Origin of the sequence: Blastomonas sp. (assembly GCF_046294995.1) — a bacterium.
In the GTDB taxonomy this organism is placed as follows: domain Bacteria; phylum Pseudomonadota; class Alphaproteobacteria; order Sphingomonadales; family Sphingomonadaceae; genus Blastomonas.
Window position 1 is genome coordinate 229,200 of the sequence record NZ_JBKBOG010000001.1, and the last position, 23,971, is coordinate 253,170.

Sequence of the window (23,971 nt, forward strand, 5' to 3'; positions counted from 1 at the left end):
ACTCTCGAACTGCCCGGCAATTTCGGGGATCGCTATTGTCCCGGTGGCAACATTCGCGGGCGCGGCATCGGGATGGACACTCCAGATCGTGCGCCCCTGAACGTGCAGGATCAGGACCGTTATCCTCGCGTAGAAATAGGCTATTGTAGTGGCGCTCGCTGGACGGCTTTACATCGACGTCAGAGCCAATCCGCGCAGCGGTTAGTGCAGCGGCCAAGTCTAGCGGTTGCATTGCCCGGCGCCACTCAGGTTGCCGTCGCGGCCGGAATGGGGTGGGGAAGCGGACGTCACCGATCCGCTTGGCAGACGGCACGACCTGTCGGTTATCGAAATCCCCAACCGTCTTCGGTCCGTGCGAGCTGTGCTTCTTACGCAATGCTGCCTGTCCCGCGCCATTCGTATCGTCGATAACGACAAACAGCTTCCTGCTTTGGCTTAACCCATGTGCAGGAAGCGTCAGAAAAGCGGCGCGGCGGCTCCCATTCTTTGTGCGTTTCTTCTGGTTGAGGCTCGGCAAGAGCTCGGCCCATGGTCACGCTCCAAGCTCTCGATAGCTCCCAGCCCGAAAGGCGGAACCTGTCGCCGGCGCTAGACGTCGCACAGCCCGCGAGAACTATCGAGGTAAGCAGGCAGAGAATCGTAACGCAACGGTTATACATTTTGATGCGACAACTTTTCCTCTATTTGTCCCTTGTCATACCACTGAACGGTCTGTCCGCAATTGATAACGTGGAAGCGACACAGCGGTCTGCATGAGCTGCGCTAGATAACGATGGCGTTGAGAAACTCTGTATAGTGCCCCACGACCTCCCAAAGACCATCGACCTTTTGATACGCGACCGTCGTTCGTTCTCGCTTGCCCGTAATTTGCGCAAACGCAAAATTGCCAAAGAAGCTGGGTATCGACAGGCTGGCCCTATCTAGGCAATCATATCTGAGCAGGTTATCGATTGTAGATGCTGCGTCGAGGCTGAGGGATGCGTTACGAGCTCCGGACTGCAACTGGGCGCGCTCCAATTCCGCCGCTCGCGAACCATCCGCATTGTATGCCCATCTTGGATGGTAGCCTGAAGGCTCCACGGTCTTGACGGCGACACAGGTAGTCACGGGCGCGGATCTGGCCATCTTTGTCAGAACCGATCGTTCATCGTCCGTTGCAATCGGCAGGATGAACCAAGAGCAAAGCGCCGCGCTGAGCAATACCAGCCCGCCAATAATGGACCTGACAGCGATTTTCGACGAGAGCATAAACGAACGCTGCCCCAAATCGCGGCGGCGTGCAACTCGCGGCGCCAGCGTCCACTTCGCTAGTTGCAATCCTCGCGCCACCGGTCGCGAACGTCAGCTCGTTTGGGCTCTCCGCTTGAAAGCTGCCCGACCGCAACCGGCCAGACACCGAAGTTCGCGAGCACTACCGATCCGGCCATTGCGGATGGAGTTCATCGATAACGAAGGCATGACGCGCCTCGCCTTCGACATGACCATCGCGCAAATGCGGATGATCGGGCGGCAGGTCGTCGTGGTTGTGCGCCAGCACGTCGGGATCGCCCTTCGGCCATATCCGGATCGCGATCAGCGTGCCCACGAGTGCGAGGGCCGCGCTCGCGCCGAGCGCCGCGTCCATGCCGGCGCGGGCGCCGACCTGGCCCGCGAGCGGATAGGCGATGAGCCAGCACACATGGCTGAGCGCAAATTGCGCCGCGAACAAAGCGGGGCGATCCTCGGCGCCCGACGAGCGGCGTAGCAGCCTTCCTCCCGGCGTGATGCTTGCCGCATAGCTGAGGCCCAGCGCAAACCAACCCAGAAGGATGATCGGCCAGTGACGCGACGCGTCGGTGACAGCCCATGACGCCGTTAGCACGGCCAGAACGGCGGTCATGAAGGCGGCCGCCGCGATCATGATGCTGCGGTCGGCGAAACGGTCGAGCAGGCGCGGCAGCAGCAGCGCCGCGATCATTGAGCCGCCGCCGAAGGCCGCGAGCGTGATCGCAACCTCGCTTTGCCCGAGGCCGAGCACGCCGCGCACGAGCACCGGGGTGTTGACGATGACCATCGCGCTCGCCGCGGCGGCGGCGAGTGTCACGGCGAGCAACCCTCGCAGGCGTGGGGTTTTGAGATATTGGTGGGTGCCGCGCGTGGTCTTGTCGTAGATGCCGCCCGGCTGCGTCTTCGCGGCGGTACGCGGCAGGGTAACCGAGAGCACGAGCTGCGCTGACGCGGCAAAGCCGAGCGCGGTGCCCGAGAACAGCCAGTGAAAGTTCATGATACCGAGGAGGGCGGCCGCCAGCACCGGGCTGGCGAGGCTCTCCATGTCATAGGCGAGCCGCGACAGTGATAGTGCCTTGGTATAATCCTTTTCATCCGGAAGAACGTCGGGGATCGTTGCCTGAAAGGTCGGCGTGAATCCGGCCGACGCCGACTGGAGGATGAAGATCAGCAGGTAAATCTGCCAGACTTCGTCCACGAACGGGAGGGTGAGCGCAACCAGACCGCGCACGACGTCCATTGCGACGAGAAAGGCCTTGCGCGGCAGGCGGCTCGCATAGGCGCCGACCACCGGCGCGACGCCAATATAGGCGACCATCTTGATTGCCATTGCCGTTCCCAGCACCGCGCCTGCGTTGGCGCCAGCGATCTCGAAAGCAAGCAGCCCGAGCGCGACGGTCGCGAGGCCGGTGCCGACGAGCGCGATGATCTGCGCGATGAAGAGGTGGCGGTAGGTGCGGTTGGCGAGCACGTCGAGCATGATCAAATTCCCGGCAAGTGCCTCCGGCCGGATGCCGCCGGCCGGAGGTCAGGTCGCCCCCTCGTCAGACGACGCGGCGCAGGTCGCTATAGGCGCCGTCGGTGCGCAGCGTAATCGTCACCGGCCCGTCGGATCTGTTGCGCCAGAACCAGCCGTGTTTGCCATCGAAAGCAGCAACAAGTTCGCCGCTCTCGCCGGCTGTTCCCGTGCCCTTGCCATAGCCGTGATAGGCGATACCGGGCGCATCGGCGTGGGTGTCGAAATTGACCCGGCCGCCTTCGACCGACCAGTTAAAGGTGAGCCGGGCGTCTTTCGCCATTGTCGCCTTGATCTCGGCCCCTTGGCCGGGCGCGAGGGTCACCTTCATCGTATCCGTGCGCGTGGCGGCGCCCGCGCCCGCCGCCGCAACCGTTGCGGGTGCAGCCTGTGAAACCGGGGCAGCGGGCGCGGCGCCGGCGGCGGCATCGGCTGCGGCTTCCTCGGCAAGCTGGGCCTTGATCTCGCCCATCTGGGTCAGGCCAAGCTGGCGGCCAATGCCCGTCGGATCGATCGCATATTCGCTGGGGAGCACGACCGCGACGAGGATCGCGCCGGCGGCAACCACCGCGAGCGCGGTCGCGCGGACGAGTTGGCGGCTGGTTGGCAAGTCATCGATTTGGGGTTTCTGGCTATTGAACATATCGGATTTCCTTTGGATTAGCTGATGACGTAACCGGCAAGCTGGTAGCCGACGAGGACGAAGCCTGCGGTCATCAGCAGCACGTTGGCGGCGAAGGCGTGGCGCATGAAGCTGGGCGTCCGGCGCCAAAAGCCCATGACGATGAGGATCGCGCCGAGCGCGAGCAACTGCCCGATCTCGACCCCGATGTTGAAGGCGAGCAGGTTGGGGATCAGGCCGTCCTGCGCGATCTCGAACTCGATGATCTTGGTCGCGAGGCCAAAACCGTGAAAGAAGCCGAAGACCAGCGTCGCCGCCTTGGTATTGGGTTGAAAACCGAACCATCTCTGGAACGCGCCAAGATTATCGAGCGCCTTATAGACGACCGACAGGCCGATGATCGCGTCGATGATATAGGCGTTGGCGCTGATGCCGGTGAGCACGCCGAACAGCATCGTCGTCGAATGGCCGATCGCGAACAGCGTTACATACAGGCCGATGTCCTTCATCCGGTAGAGGAAGAAGATGACACCGAACAGGAACAGCAGATGGTCGTAGCCGGTGACCATATGCTTGGCGCCCAAATAGACGAACGGCCAGAACAGGACGCCGCTGCTTTCCTGAATATAGCCCTTGTCGCCCTCGGCGACATTATGCGCCCAAGCCTCGGCGCCTGCGGCGAGCGTTAGTAGGATCAGGCTGAGCGCGAGCAGAAGCCTCTGAATATTGGTGCCCGGCGGGGCGGTCGTTCGGATGAACATGCGGATACTCTCCTTGGTTATGAGTGCCCCGCGCACCGCTAGGATGCGCGGGGCGAGCGGTCAGGCCGGTAAAGGCCGGGCCGCTGGGGGCTCGGTTGTCTGGTTTTGCGCCCCGCGTCCGTGGACCATGCGGTAGAGCGCGGGCAGCACGAGGAGGGTCAGGATCGTCGAGGAGACGATGCCGCCGATCACCACGGTCGCGAGCGGCCTTTGGACCTCGGCGCCGGCGCCGACGTTGAACGCCATCGGCACGAAGCCGAGGCTCGCGACCAGCGCGGTCATCAGCACCGGACGAAGGCGCGTCAGTGCGCCCTCGCGGATTGCCTCCTCCAGTCCGCTGCCGCCTTCGCGAAGCTGGCGGATGAAGCTGAGCATCACGACACCGTTGAGCACCGCCACGCCCGAAAGTGCGATGAAGCCCACCCCGGCCGAGATCGATAGCGGCATGTCGCGGATGAGCAGCGCGGCGACGCCTCCGGTGAGCGCGAGCGGCACCCCCGAAAAGACGACCGCCGCATCCCGGGCTGAGCGGAAGAGCGCGAAGAGGAGACCGAAGATCAGCAGCAGCGCGGCGGGTACGACGACTTGCAGACGCTTTGCCGCCGAGATCAGCTGCTCGAACGTGCCGCCATAAGCGACCCAATATCCGGGTGGCACCTCGACCTCGGCATCGACCTTGGCCTGAAGCTCCTCGATGAACGAGCCAAGATCGCGGTCGCGCACATTCGCGGTCACGACGACGCGGCGCTTGCCGTCCTCGCGGCTGATCTGGTTGGGGCCGATCACGACCTCGACCTTCGCGACATCGGCGAGCGGCACGAAACCGCGCAGCCCGGCACCGGGCGCCGCTCCCATCGTTACGTCGGCCGACGGACCGATGGCGGGAAGCGGGATGCGTAACCTCCCGATCTCGTCAACCCGCTCGCGGACGTTCTCAGGCAGGCGGACGATGATCGGGAAACGGCGATCGCCTTCGAAAATCTGCCCGGCCTGAACCCCGCCGATCGACACCGCGACGACATCCTGGATGTCGCCGACGTTGAGACCAAAGCGGGCAAGCGCGTTCCGGTCGGGGGTGATTTGCAAGGTCGGCAGGCCGGTCACCTGTTCGAGTCCGACATCCTGCGCGCCTGCAACTCCGGCGGCGATGCCCTCGATCTGCTCGCCCACTTCGAGCAAACGATCGAGATCGTCGCCGAAGACTTTGACCGCGACGTCGGCGCGCACCCCGGACAATAGTTCGTTGAACCGCATCTGGATCGGCTGCGTGAACTCGTAATTATTGCCCGGGATTTGCTCCACGGCGGCCTGCATTTCGCGGACCAGCTGTGCCTTGGGTTTTCGGGGATAAGGCCAGTCGGCGCGATCCTTCATGATGATGAAGGTGTCGGCGACCGACGGGGGCATCGGATCGGTCGCGACTTCCGCCGTGCCGATCTTCGCCACCACCCGGTCAACCTCGGGGAATTGTTTGATCCGCGCTTCAAGCGTGGCCTGCATCGCGACGGCCTGACTGAGGCTGGTGCCGGGAATGCGAAGCGCGTGGAGCGCGATATCGCCCTCGTCGAGGTTCGGGATGAACTCCGAGCCCATCCGGCTTGCGGCGAACCCGGAGATCAGGACGAGTGCAACCGCGCCGGCAACGAACGCGGCCCGAAGCCGCATCGCCTTGTCGAGCGCGGGCGCATAGAGGCGCCGCGCCCAGCCCATCAACCGGCTTTCCTTCTCCTCGACCTTGCCGGTGACGAACAGCGCGACGGCTGCGGGCACGAAGGTCAGCGACAGGATCAGCGCCGCGGTCAGCGCCATCACGACGGTGATCGCCATCGGGTGGAACATCTTGCCCTCGACCCCGGTGAGCGCAAAGATCGGCACATAGACGAGCGCGATGATCAGCATCCCGAACAGCGATGGGCGGATCACCTCAGACGTTGCCGTTGCGGCAAGCTTGAAGCGCTCCTCACGGTCGAGCAGGCGACCGAGGCGGTGCTGTGCCTCGCCGAAGCGGCGGAGGCAGTTTTCGACAATGATGACCGCGCCATCGACGATCAGCCCGAAGTCGAGCGCGCCGAGGCTCATCAAATTGCCGGACACCCCGCCGCGCACCATCCCGGTAATCGTCATCAACATCGTGATCGGGATGACCGCGGCCGTGATCAACGCGGCGCGGACGTTGCCGAGCAGCAGGAACAGCACGACGATGACGAGCAGCGCGCCTTCGATCAGATTCTTCTCGACGGTCCAGATCGCGCGTTCGACAAGATCGGTGCGGTCATAGATGGGAGTTGCCTTGACCCCGGCGGGCAACGCCTTCGCCGCTTCTTCGAGCCGCTCGGCGGCGGCGCGCGCAACGATGCGGCTGTTCTCGCCCGCGAGCATGAACACCGTGCCGAGCACGACCTCCTTGCCATTTTCGGTCGCGGCGCCGGTGCGCAGTTCCTCGCCCATGCCGATGTCGGCGACGTCGGCGACGCGGATCGGCACGCCGTTCCGGTTGCTGACGATGATCATCCCGAGTTCGTCTATGCCGGCGGCCTGTCCCGGCGTGCGGACGAGATATTGCTCGCCATGGCGTTCGACATAGCCCGCGCCGCGATTATCATTGTTGCGTTCGAGCGCCTGCACGACATCGCCGAGTGTCAGTCCATAGGCCGAGAGCCGCGCCGGGATCGGGGTCACATGATATTGGCGCTCGAAGCCGCCGATGCTGTTGACCTCGGTCACCCCCGGCGTGTTGCGCAGCTGCGGCCGGATCACCCAGTCCTGCAAGGTGCGCAAATCCTCGGGGGTATAAGCACTGCCATCGGGCTTCTTCGCCCCCGGCTCGGCCTCCAGCGTATACATGAAGATCTCGCCGAGCCCGGTCGCGATCGGCCCCATTTCAGGGGTGACACCGGGCGGGAGTTGCTCGCGTGCCGATTGCAGCCGTTCGTTGATGAGCTGGCGAGCGAAATAGATGCTCGTGCCATCTTCGAACACCGCAGTGACCTGGGAGAGACCATAGCGCGATACCGAGCGGGTGTATTGCAGCCCCGGCAGGCCGGCGATGGCCGTCTCGACCGGGAAGGTGACGCGCTGCTCGGCTTCGAGCGGCGAAAAGCCCGCCGCTTCGCTATTGATCTGGACCTGGACGTTGGTGATGTCGGGGGTGGCATCGATCGGGAGGCGCTGAAAGCTCCAGATGCCAATCGCGCAAACGAGCAGGACGGCGGCAAGGACTGCCCAGCGAAACTGGATCGCGGCCGCGATCAGCCGTTCAAGCAAAGGGAGTTTACCCGGTGAGGCGGGATCAATGGTCATGGCTGGCCCCCGACTTCTCGATGTCGGCGCGGATCAGGAAAGCGCCATCGACGACATAGACCTCGCCCGGCGCGAGTCCGCCGAGCACTTCGGTCCACTCGGGGGTCCGACGTCCGATTTCGAGCATCCGTACCTCATAGGTGTTGCCGACCTTGGCAAAGACGACCTCGAAGTCGCGGAAGCGCTGGATCGCCTTGGTCCGCACCGCGAGCGGGACATTTGCTTGCGACACGGCAAAGCTGCCTTCCACGCCCATGCCGGGCCGGAACTCGCGCGATGCAACCGGTGGCAGATGAACATGCGCGAGCATCGTCTGGCTGGCGACATCCGCCGTCGGCAGCACCGCTTCGACCTCGGCCTGGAAGCGCGCTTCGCCCGACAGGCTTTTGAGGCTCACCGGCTGGCCGACCCGCACCCGTTCGGCATCGCGCGGATAGACGAAGAATTCGGCGTGAAGCTTGGTCGGGTCGGCGATCACGAACAGCGCGCGGTCGCCGGTCGTGTCGCCGACATTGACATTTTTCTCGACAATCGTGCCGCTGATCGGGGCGGGCACCGTATAAATCTGGAGCGAATGGCTCGATTCCACCCGTGCGAGCACCTGACCCCGCCGCACCTGCTGACCGAGCTTGCCGTTCAGCGACACGATCAGGCCTGGCAGCCGCGCGCGGACGTCAGCCTTTCCTTCGGGCGTGATCTCGATCCGGCCGCCCATGTCGATGAGGTCGCTGACTGTTGCCGGTCCTGCGGCCTCGACCGTGACCCCGCCCGCCTTGGCGGCTTCGGGGGCGATCACCGTGCGACCTTCATAGGATTGATAGGCCCATTTGTGATTGCGGCCGCTTGTCGACGCCGCGACGCGAACGTCGAAGCTGTGTGGTTCGGTGACCACCCCGCTGCCGCGCAGGAAATCCTCCTGCGGGGTAAAGCTGAAGCGATCGACCTTGCCGCCGAGGCGGCCGAGCTCGATCGTCAGCTTGACGTCCGAGGGTTTGACCGGCTTGTCGTTCCGATAGGCGTAAACGCGAAATTCGGGATCGACGCCATCTTCGAAAATGGTGACCTCCAGCGCAAAATCGCCGTCGCGCAGCATCCGGCCGCGGTGCGGGCCGCGCTCATATTCGCCGGCCTTCGCCGCTGTGGTTTCCTTGTTCTCCGTGCCGCTGTCGCCGCAACCAGTGAGCAAAGCGAGGGCGATGACCGACGCCGCCCTGAGCAGATATTTGGTCATCGTATCGTCTCCATTTTGGCAAGCAGGGGTGTGTGGCGGCCGGTCAAACGGTCGAGCCGAACCCCGAGAAGGTGAAAGCGGCGCAGCAGCTCGATCCGCCGTGCGCGCGCGTCGGAGGCCGCAGCTTGTGCCTGCGAAAATTCGAGGAAGGTGAAGGCCGTGCCGCCGCGCGCCAGCCCGTCGCGGATCAGCCGCACCGCGCGCGTCGCGCTGGGCAGCACTTCGGCATCGATGCGCTTGACCTCGGACGCAATGAGCTGCCGATCCGCGACAATCTTGCCGATCTCGCGCTCGATCTCGACCCGCGTCACTGCGACATCGGCTTCGATGGCGCGCTTCTCGGCCTGCGCCCGCGTCACATTGCCGCGATTGGCATTTTTGGTGCCGAGCGGGATCGAGCCCCCGACCATGATGGCGAGGTCATTGCCGTCGCCGAAGTGGCGAAGGCCGACCCGCCCGCTCGGATCGGCGACATTGCCGGTCTCGGCGAGCCTCACCTTGGCGTCGGCGGCCGCGAGTTCGGCCGCGAGGATCGCGACGTCGGCCGAATTTTCCTTGGGCGGCACGGCGAGATCGAGCGTCTCGAAAATGGCGGGGTCGAGCTTGAAGTCGCCGCTTCCACCCCACCATGCCGCGAGATTATTGCGCGCGTTCCGTGCACTTTCGCGCGCCTGCTCAAGTGCGATTTCAGCCTGCGCGACATTGGTCCGCGCGCGCTCGGCCGCGAACCAGGGATCGAGCGCGCCGGTGACGCGCTTCACCACATCGAGTTCGACGCGCTGGAGATCGGAAAGCCGCGCCTCGGCGACCGGGATCGCGGCCTCGGCCGCCAGCGCCTCGACCCACGCCGCCTGCACGCGCGCGAGGCGATCGAGAAAGCGGACGCGGTTCTGCGCCGCGACGATCGCGACATCGGCCCGCGCCGCACCGATCCGCGCCGCGCGCTTGCCGCCGCGTTCCCAGGTCCGCTCGTACCATGCGGTCAATTGCTGGCGGTTCAGCGGCGAATAAGGCCCGGTCCCCGCGAAATCCTCGAAGTCGACCCCGACGACATCGCGCGGACGGACGTCGGCCTGCAATATGGCGGCGTCGGCGGCTTCGAGACGCGCGGCATTGGCGGCAATGGCGGGATCGCTCGTTGCGACGCGCGACAGCGCTTCGTCGAGACCCAGAGTTTGCGCCGATGCAGGCTGCGCCACGAGGACGAGCAGGACCGTCCCGCAGAGCATGGCTCTACGCGCGGCACGCGCGCCGGAGCGCGCACGAGGAAAGGAAAACATGAGATAACGGCCTCGCTGAAAGGCGTGAAAACATCCCGCGCCGCGAGGGCACGGGAACTCAAACGGTCAGCGTGACGCTTCTGGGAGGTCGTTCGGGCCCGGGCGATCGCAGCCCGACAATATGTCGCTCGCGAATAGCCTGGTGAAGGCTGACACGCAAAATCGTGGCGTGGCCCGCGGCGGCTTCGGGGACGAGCAGATTGGGTCCGCTGTCGCCATGATGATGATGACTGCCACCGGCGCGATCGCCGGGCTCGTCCTTGCTACCTGAGGTGTCTTTATGATGCTCGGCGTGCGCGTCATCGTTATCGTGGACGGTATCGACCGAGAAACTGGTCGGGGCATCATGGTCGTGCGCGGTCATCAGGCCCGGAGCGTGCTGAATCTGATTGGCCGCTTTGGCCGGAATTGTCGCTGCATAGAAAAGCATGAGCGCAACGCAGAGCGCGCCTGTTAGGCGATCCTTGGCAGAAGCGAGAGGGTTCGTCACGGCTCAGCGTGTAATCGCGGGTGTGGCGATTGACAAGCAGCGGCGATTTAAAAGTCGGAATGTCTGGAACAGCCCCGTCCGCGCCGCAAAGCGGAATTTCTCCTAACGGCCAGGTCCCGCGGTGCGCGGTTTGGCGCAACTTCCAATACCCGCAATTGGTCGATCGAAGCAGCTGGCCGCCTCGACGGGATCGAGATCGCCCAGGGGCCACCGCCGATCTTCGGACGCATCGACCAGCGTCGCGAGAATTTCGGCCCGATATCCTATTGGCCCGGCGGCGCCGATTCCGCGCTGGGTTCCTATGGGATCGGAACTCGGATCGCGACGACGGGCTAGGCGCTACCCGTCTGGACGGGTTCTGCTTGCGGGACATGGAGAAGTTGTCGGCAGAGGCCGGCAAGCGCTCCGGCGTCGAGACGGGCGGACAACGCGTCTAGCTTCAGCAAGGGATCCGTAAGATAAGGATGGAATTTCTCAAAGAGAAGGCTGGGGCTGTGGACGAAAAGGTCGACCTCCCGGCCTGCTGCGAGCGCGGCGAGCGCCTCTTCGAGCGGCGGAGCGGTCTCGCTGCCGAACACTTCGAGAAAGCCATCGTGCGTCTGGACGGTGAAACCGCGCCCGCGCAAGGCGAGCGCCAGCGTCATCGTCTTGAGCGTTCCGGCGCGGGTGGCAAGGATCGCGGCATTTTCGCCGAGCCAGGAGATCCGAGCCGTCCCGAAATCGAGACGCCCATAGTTGGCGCGCGCCTCGGCGAGCAACTCCCTGGCGCCCTCGTCCAGATAGATGGGAAGATGGTCGCTCTCGAGCAGCGAGACCAAGCGCTCGATGACTCTGTCATGGACATGCCCAGGGTCGCCGCCGAATATCGGCGGGACCCCCGCCGCTGCCGGCTCGACGAGAATCACCCGGTCCCGGTCATGAACTTCGAGGACCTGCCACCGGCGACCGGAAAAGATGAGCAACATGCCCGGCGCGACGAGATTGTCGATCGGCAATGTTCCGAGCTCGCGTCCCGCGGCGACGAGGCGATACTCCTCCGGCGTCTGAAACACCGCGTAGAAACTATAATGGTCGACGAGCTTTTCGCCCTCCGGTCCGAGGAGAAGCAAACCGCCCGCCGCCTGTTCGACAAGCCGGGTCTCAGGGCCTCCCATGGCGCGCAACACATCGGCGAAGACCGCCGGCTCGACTTGCCTGAACGGTCCCTCGCGGCAAAGAATGGCATACAGATGGTCGGCGCGCGCGCCGCCCCGTTCGGCGATGAGCGAGAGTATCTGGTGTACCAGCGTCGAGAGATGCAGCGTGTCTCGCCGCGGGGGCTCGCACCAGCCCTCGAGGAGCAGCTCGATCGCCGCGATCGACCGCAGCAGGCCGAGCCGTAGCCGGTCGGAGAAATTGCTTTTCGCGCTAACCTTGGCCTCTACCGCATATTGACGAAGAACCGCGGGCCTTCCCTCGCGTCGTCCCGATCGCCCGAGCCGTTGTCGGCAGGACGCCACGCTGAAGGGCGCGCCGATCTGCGCGACGCAGGCCACATCGCCGATGTCGATGCCGAGCTCGAGCGTCGATGTGCAGATCGCCGTTGTAGGCAGTGCCCCATCCTTGAGGCGGCGCTCCACAAAATCCCGGTGCTCGCGCGCGAGGCTGGCGTGATGCGGATAGAATTCCTGGGGCAGATGCGCCGCCTCGCAGAGCGAGCGAAGCCGGTCGGCGTAGATTTCGACAGCTTGCCGCGACCCAGCGAAGACGAGATTGTCGCTCCCTCTCAAATGGGCGAAAAGATGATTGGCGATCGCATCGGTGACCGGCGGCGTCTTGTCCTCGTCGCTTCCTTGGAGATAGCCGCGCAGCTGGAGTCGCAGCTCCGCGCCGCCGCCCTTGGCCTCGATCAGCTCGACCGCACCGGCCCGGTCGGGCCGTAGGTAATGGCGGGCGAGCGCCATGTCGCCGAGCGTGGCCGACAGACCAATCCGGCGGATCGGACGCTTGAGCACAAGCTCGAGGCGCGTGAGGAGCGAGCGCATCTGCACACCGCGCTCGCTGTCGAGAACGCTGTGCAGTTCGTCGATCACGACGGCTCGCGTCGATGCGAAAAGCCGCGCGATCTCGAGCCCGCGCCGGATGAACAGGGCTTCCAGCGATTCCGGGGTGATGAGCAGCACGCCCTTGGGGTATTTGAGCGCGCGCGTCTTGACCCCGCTCGAGACATCGCCATGCCAGGGCGTGACAACGATGCCGGCTTGGTCGCAGATGTCGCCCAGCCGGCGCGCCTGGTCGGTGATGAGTGCCTTAAGCGGTGCGATATAAAGGATGTCGAAACCCGGTGCATCACTCGGATCGTCGAGCAGTTGCGAAAGCAGCGGCAGGAAGGCCGCCTCGGTCTTGCCGCCTGCGGTGCTCGCGGCCACGATGACATCGGCGTCCGACTCCAGAAGGATATGCACGGCGCGCGACTGGATCTCGCGCAGCTCGCGCCAGCCCTGGTCCCGGATCCATTTCTGGATCGGCCGTGCCAGCCGGTCGAACGCCGCTTTCACAGCCGAAAGCTGGCCAGTTCCTCGCTGGCGGGCTCCGCCCCGATCGCCTCATCGACATCGCTCATATCGTCGCCCGCATCCGCGCCGATATCGAGCGCCTCGACCAGATCCGGCCAGGTGACGCCCGGATTCTGCGCGAGCACCGCGAGCAGATTGACGAAGGCGGTGACGGTGTTGCGCGGGGTCCGGAAATAGGCCTCGCCGATTCGGTCGGAGCAATGCGCCATGAAGGCCTCGAGCGCTTCGTCGGGCAATGGGTCGGGGCCGGGCTGCATGATCTCGCGGATGTTCGCGAGCAGCACGAACAGATCCTCGGGGGTCAGATTGGCGAGGCGGACGACCGGGCCCGAGAGATCGACCAGCCCATCTCGCGCAAAGCTGTTTTCGGCAAGCCTCGATTGCAGTGCCTCATAGCTGTAAAGCCCGCGCCGCGTGTTCATCAGAAACTCGGGGGTGCCGCCCATGAGGAAGCCAAGATGCGCGGCACTGCCTTGCAGCACATCGTTGAGGATGCGCAGGATTTGCTCATAATTGGCGTTGCGTGCCTGCGCGCTGCTGAGCTTGAACAGATTGACCATCTCGTCGAGCCCGACGAGCAACCCCTTGTAGCCCGCGCTCGTAACGAAGGCCGACATCAGCTTGAGATGATCATAGACGCTCGCGTCGTCCACGATGGTGCGCACGCCGAGTGCCTTCCTCGCATCGGTCCGGGTCGCAAACTCGCCGCGCAGCCAGCGCAGCGCAGCGGATTTGAGCTCCTCGTCACCGCTGTCATGCCCCTCCCAATAGCGCCGCACCACTTCGGCGAAATCGAAGCCGCCGGTCAGCTCCTCGAGATGCGCGAGGCGCTCGCGGATCATCTCGCCCGCCGAGCGGTCCTCGGCCTCGCCATCCTGCTGCGCCTTCGCGACGAAGCGCTCAACAACGCTAGCGAGCGCGCCGCCGTCGGGCTTGGTGCGCGTCGCGAGATTGCGCGCCATCTCCGCGTAAAGACCGCGCGCCTGTCCGCCGCTCGCATGGATGCGGCGATCGGGGGCGAGATCGGCGAACATCACGACGAGTCCCTTTTCGAGCGCGACCAGCCGAATAAGGTTCAGGAAGAAGGTCTTGCCCGAGCCATATTCGCCGATGATGAAACGGATCGCCGATCCGCCGTCGGCGATCCGGTCGATGTCGCGCACCAGCTCCTCGATTTCGCGCGCGCGCCCGACCTGGATATGACGCAGACCCAATTTGGGCACGACGCCCGCGCGCAGCGCCTGGACGATTGCATCGCGCTCGCGCGGCTTGAGGTCGGCCATCAGCTCATCTCCTTTACAGCGTTGGAGCGGAGGATCCCGGCGATCTCCTGCGCAACATCGTATCCCTCATATGCATCGAGAAGCGCCTCTTCGAACCGGTCGAATGACCATTCGTTGATCGTCTCGAGCGCTCCTGAAGGCATGAGACCATGCTCCCCCGCCAGCTGTGCGAAATCCTCTTCGTTCCAATGCGCGCGCGCGACGAGCTGCTCGGCGAACTGCTGGTGCCGGGCATCCAGTCCGCTCCACTGCGCTGCGGCCACCGGCGAGGGGGAATTGGGCGAGTGGTCGGCTTCGGCGGCGAAAATATCGCCGAGCACCGTCGACACGCGCTGGGTGTCGGTCCGAATTGCTGCGATTCGCTGGGCATCGAGACGCGCGCCCTTCACGACCGCCTCGCCTGGGATGAGCTCGCCCGGCGCTCCGGGCTCGGCCGCCTTGACGCGCACCGGTCCGTCGTCGGCGCTGCCGGCATGGAGGTCCGAATAGACGAGTCCGGGGTCGAGGCCGAGCGCGAGATAGACTTTCTCGATGGTCGCGACCTCCTCGGGCTGGATGACGCTGTCGGCATGCGCGATCGTCACCAGCGCCGCGCGCAGCGCCACATGATGCTCGGCGTCGACCTGCTTGAGCTTCCCGCGCAGCAGCGCCATGTCGGGCGGCACCGCGAAATACCAGTCGAGATTGGCGGCGAGAGCGCGGCGCTCGCTGTCGCTGATAAGCGCCGCGTTCGAGACTTTCGCCCTGAGACTCCGCCGTTCGGCTTCGACAAGTTTCTTGTCCGACTGGGCGATCAGGGTTGCGAGTGCGATCTCGAAGAGCAGCAAGAGATAGGCATCCGAAACATTTTCGAGTTGTTCGATCGCGTCGCCAAGATCGAACAGGACAACGGGTTCGTCTAACCTCGGCGCGCGCAAGGAATGGCGGGGGTCGGGCGCCATGCCATAGCCGAGGCGGGCGAGCGCGTCGGCCGCGCCGGTGAGCTGCCGTTTGCTGGCCGTTTCGCTGTTTGCACCCTCTAGCCGCGCCAGAAGCCCGGTGACCGGTACGAGCCCGCCCTCGGCGATACGTGCCGCGATCCAGTCCCTTAGCGCGTCCATCTCACTCGACGGGAAGAGCGGGCGGAGCTTCGCGGGGAGAAGCGCATGCCCTTCGAGGCTGCCGCGGCCCTCCGGGTTGCGACCGAGATAGCGGCTTAGCTTGTCGAGTTCATCCATCGCCTCGTTGGCGATCTCTTGGGCGATCTCGATCGGCTTGCGCAGGCCCGAAATGTCTAGGATTGGCTTGTCGTTCGCCGACAGCCTAACACTTCCGCCAAATTCGCCTGATGCGGCTTGGTAGCGATAGTCGAGCTTGGTGCGCGGTTTCGTCACCGTCATGCCATCCGGAAATCGCATATCGAACTTATGGCGGAACAGTGCGCGAAATTCGGGTTCGCAGCGCTGCGCCGGCGTTCGAAGGCGTTTTTCATAATGGCAGAGGAACCAGACATAGAGCCAGTCGGCGCTGAGCGTATCGCCATTGGCGATCGCGCCGCCGATCGCAATCTTGAGTGTCAGCGGCAGATCCCAGCCGCGATTGTCGAGAATCGACTGCCGGAGCGTCGCATCATCGGTCGAGAGCTTGCCCGCCGCCGAAATGCGCGCGAGATCGAGGAACTCACCGAGATAGCGCTGCGCCGAGTGATTGCCGGCGAAGAGCGATTTCAACCGCTCGACCTCGGCGACGATAAGCTGCTTTTCCTCGGGCGTAGGATCGTCGATGAAGAAACGCCGTTCCAGCCCGTAGAAATAAAGAAACATATAACCCGGATTTACCGTTCCGTCGGAGCGGCCGCCCGCCAGCCAGTCGAGATAGCTCGCCCGGCAGACCGACGAGATCGTCGAATATCCCGGCCAATAGGATAGGCCGTGACCCGCCGGATCCGTACTGGCGGGCGCCACGGAAAGGGCGGGGTCGATATAGGCGCGGCATTTCTCGGCAAAACCGCGCGTCGTCAGCTGCGGCGGCGTGCCGACATAGATCATGCCGCCGATGTCGCGCCCCGCGATGACGATCGTTTGGCCCTCGATGAGCCAACCTTGGTGCGACCGCGATGGCCGGACGGGGCTGGGCGTGAATATGGCGGCCCCCGCGGTGCGTGCCGAGGCTTCCTGCTGCAGGTAGGGAAGGGCGGGCTTCTCCTCCAATGACGGAGTTCCGACCGGCGTAGCGGTCGCGGCAAGGGGCGCGGGAGCAGGCTTCAACGTCTTTGTGCTGCGGCGCCTCTCCTGCCACCAGACGAGGACCACCGGCATCAGAAGGATGAAAAACGCCCGCATCCCCTCCGACAGGTGGTCCAGAGCGACCGCCGCCACGATGAGGCAGATGATATAGTACAAGATATAGAAAAGGATCCAGCGGCTCAGTTTCAAAACGCACACCCCCAGATAAATTGCCCGCGTCCTCCCTACTGTCATTTAGTGGGGGAAAGAAGGCCCTGACTTCGAGCGTTCGTCGAATATCTTCTCCGAATTGACCGGATGGTCTTGAATCAAGATGCGTTGCAGGGCATTCCGGGGGGATGGGGGCGGTATCGGCAATAAGAAAGGCGCTTGCGCGTTCGACCTCTTTCGAGGCGACGATCGACAATCCTTTCCTTCATTTCGACGTCAATGGCGTTGCAAGTGACCTGCGGCTTGGGGAGCGCGGCGCCGAAAATGGCGCGCAGGATCTTCCTGCGAGCGATGCGGGGGGGAGGGACGCGGTCGAACTGGAGATTTCGAACCGGGTATCGCGCGCCTGGCAGGAAGCGGCGGCCGAGGCCGATCGATGGTTCCTCGCCTGCGACCAGCGTATCTCGAACCTGTCGCTGCTGACCCAGCTGCCGACCATCGAATCCTCGGCGATCCAGACCGAGAGCCAGATCAAGGCCGAGGTCGCGCAGGCGACCATGCGCCTGACGACCGCGCGCGACGCGGTTGCGCAAAGCTATCGGCAGCTGCTGGCCTTCCAGCGCGACCACAAGCTTCACCGGCCCGCCAATCTTTCTCCCTCGCTAGTCCTCACCTATGGCACCATCCTCCTGACCTGGATCGTCGAGACCGCCGCCAACTCGATGCTGCTGCGTCAGAACGACGATTTCGGGCTTCTCGGGGGGATCGGCGCTGCGGCTGTCGTCGGCGGCATCAATATCGGCGTCGCGGTGTTCGCTGGTCGCAATATCCTGCCGCAGCTGAACCTGCGGTCGCGAGCATGGCCGGTCTTCGTCGCGCTCAGCGCCGTGTGGGGTCTGTTCCTCCTCCTGTGGAACCTCTTCGCCGCCCATTATCGCGACGCCAAGGTCTCTGGTGTTGAGGCCCCTGAATTCGCCGCGGTCGGCATGATGACCCAGCTGCCGGCGAGCATCTATTCCTGGGGGCTGCTGATCCTCGGCATCATTTTCGCGATAATCGCCTCAATCGCCGCTTATCGGATGCGCGATCCCTTTCCCGGTTACGCCGACGTGTGGCGCGAGCATGAGCGGCGATGCGCCGATTATGCCGGAGAAATCGAGGCCGCCTCGGACGAACTGCGCGCGCTCCACGACGACGCAAGCGAAGGTTTTACCGATATCCGCACCGGGCTCGCGCGGCAGCTTGCCGACCAGTCGCGGGCGGTCACCGGGCGCAACGCCTTCGCGCAGCGCCTCGCCCGCTACCATGCCGAGCTCGAACAGGCGGGTCGGCAGCTTCTCGCCATCTATCGCGATCGCAACCGGGCGGCGCGATCAACGCCCCCGCCGGCCCATTTCGAAAGCGGCTTTTCACTCGCGCCGCCGCTGATCCCGCCGACGCCCGAGGCGGCGATCAAGCCCGCCGACGTCGAGCGTGGCGATCATATCCTCGCGAGCGCGCAGCGAGGCATCTCCGATACCTATCTCGCGGGGGTCCAGAGCTTCGAGACGCTCGAGGCGCTGAAGGCGCGGCTTCACGCATGAGCAGCCGGCGGCCTCGCAGATCGCGCGCCGACGAGCGTCTGGCGAAGGAGCGGCGCAAGGGTCTTTTGCAATTTGGCATCGCCGGCGCGGTGATCATCGCGTTCGGCGCTTTCTATTTTTCCGCAATCAGTGGCCAGCGCTCGCTCGATCCCGAGACGCTCTGTCCCGAGGAGCCCGCATCGATCACCGTCCTGCTCGTCGATGTTACCGATCCCATGAACCGCCCGCAGCAGCAGGATTTCCTGAACCAGCTCGCACGTCTCAAAAACTCCATTCCTCGCTATGGGCAGCTCAGCGTCATGCGTGTGGACTCGACCGGCTCAAACCTTCTGGCCCCCGTCATCACCCGCTGCAGCCCGGGCACCGCGCAGGACACCGACGAGATCAAGGGCAATCCCGCAAAAATCCAGCGGCAATGGGAGAGTGGTTTTTCCAAGCCTCTCGACCGGGCCTTTGCGGGCCTCGTTCGCGCGAATGGCGCTTCGGAATCGCCGATCATGGAATCGGTCCAGTCGGTCGCGCTCACCGAATTCCAGAAGGCGGGCCGCGAAGGCATCGCGAAGCGGCTCGTCATCGCGTCGGACCTTTTACAGAATACGGACGCCATCAGCTTCTATGACACAGTACCGGCGTCCGACGACTTTCTTCGCTCTGACGCCTTCCGCCGGGTGCGAACCGACCTTCGCGGCGTCGATGTCGAACTGTGGCAGCTCCAGCGCCTCGATGCCTCGACGACCCAGCCCCGCGCGCTGTCCGCATTGTGGGAAGCGGCGATCGGCGAGCAGGGCGGTGCGATCGAACGTCTCTATAATGTGAGCGGGTGAATGTTCGGGCAATATCAGGATATGGTCGATCGCCTTCGCGATCGCGAGTGGGCCGATCGCTGGGCGTTTCTCCTGTTCGCGACCGGCGGGTCAGTCGCGATCTGGCTCGCCAAGCGCTTCGGCGTCGACGCGATTTTGGTCGCCGGCGGCGCGATGATGGTCATGCTGGCTTATGCCGCCGTCGTCAGCCTTGGCCCCAAGCTCAAGCTTCGTGCCGACCAGCTCGGCGATAATTGCTATTATCTGGGACTCGTCTTCACGCTGGCGAGCCTGTCCTATGCGATCTTCACATTCGATCCCGCGCGAACCGCGACGACGATCGTGCAGGGCTTTGGCGTTGCGCTTGTCTCGACCGTGCTGGGGCTCGTGTTGCGCGTATTCTTCAGCCAGGGCCAGCCCGATCTCGCTGCCGCCGAAGACAATGCCCGAATAGCGCTGACCGAAACCGCCGCGTCGGTGCGCGCCGAACTCGACGGCGTCCTCCTCGCCTTCCAGACCTTCGCGATCCAGACGCAGCAGCATCTCACCGAGCTTCGAGACCAGGTCCGGAGCGATATCGAGATCGTTTCCGCCGGCGCGCGCGAGGCGGTGACCGGTGCCGCAGAGGGCGCCAGAACGACCTTGACCGAACAATCGGCCGAGACGGTCGACGAGCTTCGCAAGGCAACGACCTCGGTCGGTCGGCTGGTGAAGGCGATCGACGGCCATGCCGATATGCTCGGGGCCATCGCCGGTAAGACCTCGGCGCAATTCGACAATCTCGATATGATCGAACGCGCAGGCACGGCCGCCGCCGATGCGCTGCGCCAAGTGTCCGCCTCGGCCGAGGCCTTGCGCGATCACCAAGAAAGCCTGGCGGCCGGCGACGAACGGCTGGCGGGGATCGGCAGCAATGTCGCCGCGACGATCGCGGCCTTGGGGCAGGCGGCCGAGCGCTTCGATGCACTGGTCGAAGCGCGTCTCGGGGCGCTCGGCGAAGCGCCGCTCAAAAAAGCCGAAGCGCTCGACGCCGTCCTCGCGAAGACGCTGGCGACCTGGCAGGGTGTCATCACTGACCATGCTGAAGGCCATGCCCGTCTTCTGCAGGATCTCGACGAGGCGCGCACGCGCGAACTTGCGTCGCTGCGCCGTCATAATGAGGCCCTCGACGTCGAGATCGAGCGATCGCGAAGCAAGGTCGGACAGGTGCAGTCCGCGCTCGTCGAGATGACGAACGAACTAACCGCCCAGATTTCCGCTTCCGATCGCTAGAGGGCATCATGCGACAGGACGACAAGCAATATCGGCGCGGCCTCATCCTAGGCTTGACCGTGGCCGAGGTGATGATCCTCCTGATCTTCGTGGTGCTGATGGCGCTCGCCGCCGCGCTTCAAACGCGCGAGCAGCAGATCGACGCGCTCGACAAGGGTGGGGCGTCGCGTCTCGTTGAGCAATTGCAGCGCTCTTATCCGCAAGCCAAGACGCACGACGAATATTTCAAGGAATTGGTCCGCGCCATCGAGGTGCGAAAGCAGGTCGAGACCGAAGGTCCCGGCGCGGTGCGCCAGTCGATCCTCGACGATGCCGGGATCGGACGCGACGTGCGGCAGGCGGCCGAACGCGACGGCGTCGACAATCCGCGCGAATATGCCCGCAACCTCGCCGCTAACGCCAATCGCTCGCGGCGCGGCGAATGGCCGCCTTTCGTCAGCCTGAGCGAAGCAGGGGGCTATTATTTCGACAGCGGCAAGGCGACACTTCGTCCCGAGTTCCAGCGCAATCTCAGCGCCAAGGTCGTGCCGATGCTCGCACGCAACCTCGTCGACTATGACGTCGATGTGATTGAGGTGATCGGGCACACCGACGAAGTTCCCATGGTCGGCCAGAGCAACCTCGACGCAGTCCTCGTCGCAGCGTCCGCAGGGCGCTTTCCTATCGCCGAGCTTCGCTCGACCGACAATGCGGGCCTTGCCATGGCGCGGGCTGTTGCGGTGGTGCGGGTGCTGCGTGCCGACCCGCGCCTCGCGCGCGCGGCAATCCTGCCGCTCTCTGGTGCCCAGATGATCGTGCCGGTCGACCGCATGGCCGATGGGTCGGCGCGCGCGAGCGATCAGCGCCGTCGTCGCATCGAAATCCGCCTCCGCCGCTCGACCGCGGAAGCCGCCTCGCCGGGGGGCGTTCGCTAATGGACGAGCTTGGGCAAGCGCTGGCGCGCCTGCGTGCTGCTGTACGCGATCGTCAAGCGCGGCGGTCGCGCCCGGCTCCCGATCCCCGGCCCTGGTGGCAGGCGCTCTTCGGCGGCAGGCCGTGACACGACGCCGCAGCGGCCGGCGCAGGCGGGAGAAACAGAAGGCAGGAAGAATCATTCCCACCCTCGTCCTGACCGCAGCGGGTATCGTGTTCATTGGCGCCGCGACCTTCACCTTTACGCGGACTGCGCCCATCGAGGAGCAATCGCTGTCGCCGTTGCAGCCGCCGCCTCTTTCGCTGCCGCCGTCGCTGCGAGAGACGGGGGACTTTGTATGCACGCCGCTCTCGGTGACCGATGGCGATACGCTTCGCTGCGGCGAGGAACGGATCCGGCTGGTGGGGATCGACGCTCCCGAAATGCCGGGCCATTGCCGCAAGGGGCGAGAGTGTGTCGCGGGCGATCCGCTGGCGAGCAAGGCGATGCTCGAAGCGCTGACCGGCACAGGAGATACCGCATGCGTACGCACCGGAACCGACCGCTATGGCAGGACGCTGGCATCCTGTTCGAACCAGGGCATCAACCTGTCCTGTGAACTTGTCGCGCGCGGCGGGGCAGTCATCCGCTACGGCGGTTTCCCTTGCTGAGACTTGCTGGGTCAAGCGCCCGCTTTGTGGCGGTTTGCCCATGCAGCTGATCAGCGCAACGCCTGGTATACTGTCACGATATCCTGTGACTTACCAAGGTCGATCAGCCAGTTGTCTCGTACAATCGGATTCGCGAAGTTCGCCCGGTCGGCTCGCGTCTCGCGCGGCCAGACATTGACGAGACGCATGTGTCTCGCTCGTGCTTTCGGAAAGCAGCAGCCGCGACTTGTGTCGGGCTTTCCTTACACATTCGTTTAGCATCGAAAAGGCAAGGTGTTCGATAACGACAACGCAAGTGAAAACGGGACGAGTAACTCAAGATGGCGACAAGGCAAGTTTCGGAGCCGAGGATGTCCGCTATCTCCATAGCCACCCCTAAAGCCGACTGGCTGCAACCGCCAGAGTCACTCAAATTCAGCCTTCGAAAAAGTTGTTGCTAAGGACGAATCAGTGGTGCTTAACACGTCTCAGATTCCCTCTTTCGGCGTTTAACCGGAGCCATAAAACAGCTCTGGGGCCACCCTCGGGGCTCTAAATTGATCGAAATTGGATAATTTTTTTCCATTTCAAATCATAACCTTAGAGCCGTGTTTCCCTCTACCGCTCCAAGGCCTCTCTCAGGAGGTCCGAAAACGTCGCTTAAGCAGCTGTTTTTTAGCGCTTTTTTGTGATATGCTTTCCCAGCAGTTCCAGTAATGTTCCCCTGCACATTAGCCGTTTGATGGGGTTTTTGATGGACCTGCAGCAAAACTTGCTGGCGAAAGGTCCATCACAATGGCGGGAAGTGCTAGAAAACCCGGGCTTACAGCGGCTTCAGTTGCGCGCGCAAAGCCGAAAACCATCGATTACAAGCTGTCTGATCGAGACGGAATGTACCTGCTGGTGAAGCCCAGCGGTACGAAATACTGGCGCATGAACTACCGTCATTTCGGTAGCCAGCGGACGGTGTCTTTTGGCCGATATCCGGAAGTCAGTCTGGCAGATGCAAGGCAGCGCCTCATTGAGGCGCGACGCCTTATCGCTGACGGCATCGATCCGGTTGATCAGGCCAAGCTGGACAAGATAGCCGACAGCGTTGCGGCGTCCAACTCCTTCGAGTTGGTGGCAGCCGAATGGTTGGAGAAGGTCAGGCTTGAGGGGAGAGCTGCTGCATCGATCAAGAAGTACGAGTGGCAACTTGGTCTGGTGACTCCGGCCATCGGGCGGCGACCCATCTCGAAGATCACTGCCCATGAAGTTCTGGTTGCACTCAAGAAAATTGAGCGGACCAAGCGGTACTATACCGCAACCAGCGTGCGAACCACCTGCAGTCAGGTTTTCCGCTTTGCCATCGCAACTGCGCGGGCCGAGCGAGATGTGTGCGCTGATCTTCGTGGGGCGCTGGTGACGCCGAAAGTTGTGCATCGCGCCGCGATCACCACGCCGAACGAAGCAGGGGCTTTGCTGCGATCAATTGATGACTATGAGGGCGACGTTCTGACCCGGATCGCCATGCAGCTCCTCGCCCATGTTTTTGTCCGCCCCGGCGAGCTTCGCCATGCCGAATGGGCAGAGTTCGATTTTGGCCGAAAGGTTTGGACGATCCCTGCGCACAAGATGAAGATGCGCAGACCCCACGCCGTGCCATTGTCGCGCCAGGCTTTGGAAATCTTGCGCCAGATCGAGCACGACGCAGCATACAGCATCTATCTTTTTCCGTCGTTGCGGTCGGTAAACCGCCCCATGTCGGACAACACCATCAACGGCGCGCTTCGCAGAATGGGTTACACAAAGGACGAAATGACCGCTCACGGCTTCCGCGCCATGGCAGCCACATTGCTTAATGAAATGGGAACCTGGAACAGTGACGCCATTGAGCGGCAACTTGCCCACGTAGAAGCTAACGCCGTGCGGAGGGCCTATACGCGCGGGCAGTATTGGGAAGAGCGGGTGCGTATGATGCAGCATTGGTCCGACCATCTCGATCAGCTCAAGGGCGGAGCAAAGGTTTTACGTCCGAATTTTCCACAGGCAGCTCGAGGTTAAAAGCTGCAACTGGGCCGATGGCTTAATGGCGGGTTCTGGGGGGCGA

At 63.8% G+C, this 23,971-nt stretch carries 17 protein-coding genes; 6 read left to right on the top strand and 11 right to left on the bottom strand.

Annotated features, from left to right (window positions below; genetic code table 11):
* Positions 1–762: 762 nt before the first annotated feature.
* The 11 genes from ACK4R0_RS01045 to ACK4R0_RS01095 form a co-directional block, all read right to left on the bottom strand.
* Positions 763–1,248, bottom strand: a complete 486-nt coding sequence (locus ACK4R0_RS01045) for a hypothetical protein (protein WP_409668921.1) — start codon at positions 1,246–1,248, stop codon at positions 763–765.
* 163 nt (positions 1,249–1,411) lie between these two features.
* The gene (locus ACK4R0_RS01050; RefSeq protein WP_409668923.1) at positions 1,412–2,746 is read right to left on the bottom strand and encodes an MFS transporter; all 1,335 of its coding nucleotides are present in this window, start codon (positions 2,744–2,746) and stop codon (positions 1,412–1,414) included.
* Positions 2,747–2,810: 64 nt separating this feature from the next.
* Positions 2,811–3,425: a transmembrane anchor protein gene (locus ACK4R0_RS01055; protein ID WP_409668926.1), complete on the bottom strand. Its 615-nt coding sequence runs from the start codon at positions 3,423–3,425 to the stop codon at positions 2,811–2,813.
* Positions 3,426–3,442: 17 nt separating this feature from the next.
* The gene (locus tag ACK4R0_RS01060) at positions 3,443–4,165 is read right to left on the bottom strand and encodes a HupE/UreJ family protein (protein WP_409668929.1); all 723 of its coding nucleotides are present in this window, start codon (positions 4,163–4,165) and stop codon (positions 3,443–3,445) included.
* 60 nt (positions 4,166–4,225) lie between these two features.
* A complete protein-coding gene (locus ACK4R0_RS01065) occupies positions 4,226–7,429 on the bottom strand; it encodes an efflux RND transporter permease subunit (protein ID WP_409670848.1) in 3,204 nt (1,067 codons plus the stop codon).
* A gap of 25 nt (positions 7,430–7,454) precedes the next feature.
* The gene (locus tag ACK4R0_RS01070; RefSeq protein WP_409668932.1) at positions 7,455–8,696 is read right to left on the bottom strand and encodes an efflux RND transporter periplasmic adaptor subunit; all 1,242 of its coding nucleotides are present in this window, start codon (positions 8,694–8,696) and stop codon (positions 7,455–7,457) included.
* Positions 8,693–9,895 (bottom strand): TolC family protein, encoded by a 1,203-nt coding sequence (locus tag ACK4R0_RS01075; protein WP_409668935.1) that lies wholly within the window; start codon positions 9,893–9,895, stop codon positions 8,693–8,695. Before ACK4R0_RS01075 ends, ACK4R0_RS01070 begins: the two co-directional genes overlap by 4 nt.
* 139 nt (positions 9,896–10,034) lie before the next feature.
* Complete coding sequence (locus tag ACK4R0_RS01080) at positions 10,035–10,406, bottom strand: hypothetical protein (RefSeq protein ID WP_409668938.1); 372 nt, start codon at positions 10,404–10,406, stop codon at positions 10,035–10,037.
* 392 nt (positions 10,407–10,798) lie between these two features.
* A complete protein-coding gene (locus tag ACK4R0_RS01085) occupies positions 10,799–13,003 on the bottom strand; it encodes a DEAD/DEAH box helicase (protein WP_409668941.1) in 2,205 nt (734 codons plus the stop codon).
* A complete protein-coding gene (locus ACK4R0_RS01090) occupies positions 13,000–14,304 on the bottom strand; it encodes an ATP-binding protein (RefSeq protein WP_409668944.1) in 1,305 nt (434 codons plus the stop codon). The genes ACK4R0_RS01085 and ACK4R0_RS01090 overlap by 4 nt, the downstream gene beginning before the upstream one ends.
* Entirely contained in the window at positions 14,304–16,685 is a 2,382-nt protein-coding gene (locus ACK4R0_RS01095) for a TerB N-terminal domain-containing protein (RefSeq protein WP_409668946.1), read from the bottom strand. Before ACK4R0_RS01095 ends, ACK4R0_RS01090 begins: the two co-directional genes overlap by 1 nt.
* Positions 16,686–16,867: 182 nt before the next feature.
* Here ACK4R0_RS01095 and ACK4R0_RS01100 point away from each other — a divergent pair, with 182 nt between their 5' ends.
* From ACK4R0_RS01100 to ACK4R0_RS01125, 6 genes are all read left to right on the top strand, one after another.
* A complete protein-coding gene (locus tag ACK4R0_RS01100; RefSeq protein WP_409668949.1) occupies positions 16,868–18,262 on the top strand; it encodes a hypothetical protein in 1,395 nt (464 codons plus the stop codon).
* Entirely contained in the window at positions 18,259–19,086 is an 828-nt protein-coding gene (locus ACK4R0_RS01105) for a hypothetical protein (protein WP_409668952.1), read from the top strand. The genes ACK4R0_RS01100 and ACK4R0_RS01105 overlap by 4 nt, the downstream gene beginning before the upstream one ends.
* Positions 19,087–19,239: 153 nt before the next feature.
* Entirely contained in the window at positions 19,240–20,337 is a 1,098-nt protein-coding gene (locus ACK4R0_RS01110) for a hypothetical protein (protein WP_409668954.1), read from the top strand.
* An 8-nt stretch (positions 20,338–20,345) separates the two neighbouring features.
* On the top strand, positions 20,346–21,251 hold the full coding sequence (locus ACK4R0_RS01115) for a hypothetical protein (protein ID WP_409668957.1): 906 nt from the start codon (positions 20,346–20,348) through the stop codon (positions 21,249–21,251).
* Positions 21,252–21,462: 211 nt separating this feature from the next.
* Positions 21,463–21,900, top strand: coding sequence for a thermonuclease family protein (locus ACK4R0_RS01120; protein WP_409668960.1), 438 nt, complete (start codon positions 21,463–21,465; stop codon positions 21,898–21,900).
* Between the two features lie 774 nt (positions 21,901–22,674).
* A complete protein-coding gene (locus ACK4R0_RS01125) occupies positions 22,675–23,925 on the top strand; it encodes a tyrosine-type recombinase/integrase (RefSeq protein ID WP_409668963.1) in 1,251 nt (416 codons plus the stop codon).
* Positions 23,926–23,971: the final 46 nt, after the last annotated feature.

Coding starts and splice junctions, on each gene's coding strand:
- ACK4R0_RS01045 (WP_409668921.1), bottom strand. CDS start 1,248: ATGCTCTCGTCGAAAATCGCTGTCAGGTCCATTATTGGCGGGCTGGTA.
- ACK4R0_RS01050 (WP_409668923.1), bottom strand. CDS start 2,746: ATGCTCGACGTGCTCGCCAACCGCACCTACCGCCACCTCTTCATCGCG.
- ACK4R0_RS01055 (WP_409668926.1), bottom strand. CDS start 3,425: ATGTTCAATAGCCAGAAACCCCAAATCGATGACTTGCCAACCAGCCGC.
- ACK4R0_RS01060 (WP_409668929.1), bottom strand. CDS start 4,165: ATGTTCATCCGAACGACCGCCCCGCCGGGCACCAATATTCAGAGGCTT.
- ACK4R0_RS01070 (WP_409668932.1), bottom strand. CDS start 8,696: ATGACCAAATATCTGCTCAGGGCGGCGTCGGTCATCGCCCTCGCTTTG.
- ACK4R0_RS01080 (WP_409668938.1), bottom strand. CDS start 10,406: ATGCTTTTCTATGCAGCGACAATTCCGGCCAAAGCGGCCAATCAGATT.
- ACK4R0_RS01090 (WP_409668944.1), bottom strand. CDS start 14,304: ATGGCCGACCTCAAGCCGCGCGAGCGCGATGCAATCGTCCAGGCGCTG.
- ACK4R0_RS01100 (WP_409668949.1), top strand. CDS start 16,868: ATGGGGGCGGTATCGGCAATAAGAAAGGCGCTTGCGCGTTCGACCTCT.
- ACK4R0_RS01105 (WP_409668952.1), top strand. CDS start 18,259: ATGAGCAGCCGGCGGCCTCGCAGATCGCGCGCCGACGAGCGTCTGGCG.
- ACK4R0_RS01110 (WP_409668954.1), top strand. CDS start 19,240: ATGATGGTCATGCTGGCTTATGCCGCCGTCGTCAGCCTTGGCCCCAAG.
- ACK4R0_RS01115 (WP_409668957.1), top strand. CDS start 20,346: ATGCGACAGGACGACAAGCAATATCGGCGCGGCCTCATCCTAGGCTTG.
- ACK4R0_RS01125 (WP_409668963.1), top strand. CDS start 22,675: ATGGCGGGAAGTGCTAGAAAACCCGGGCTTACAGCGGCTTCAGTTGCG.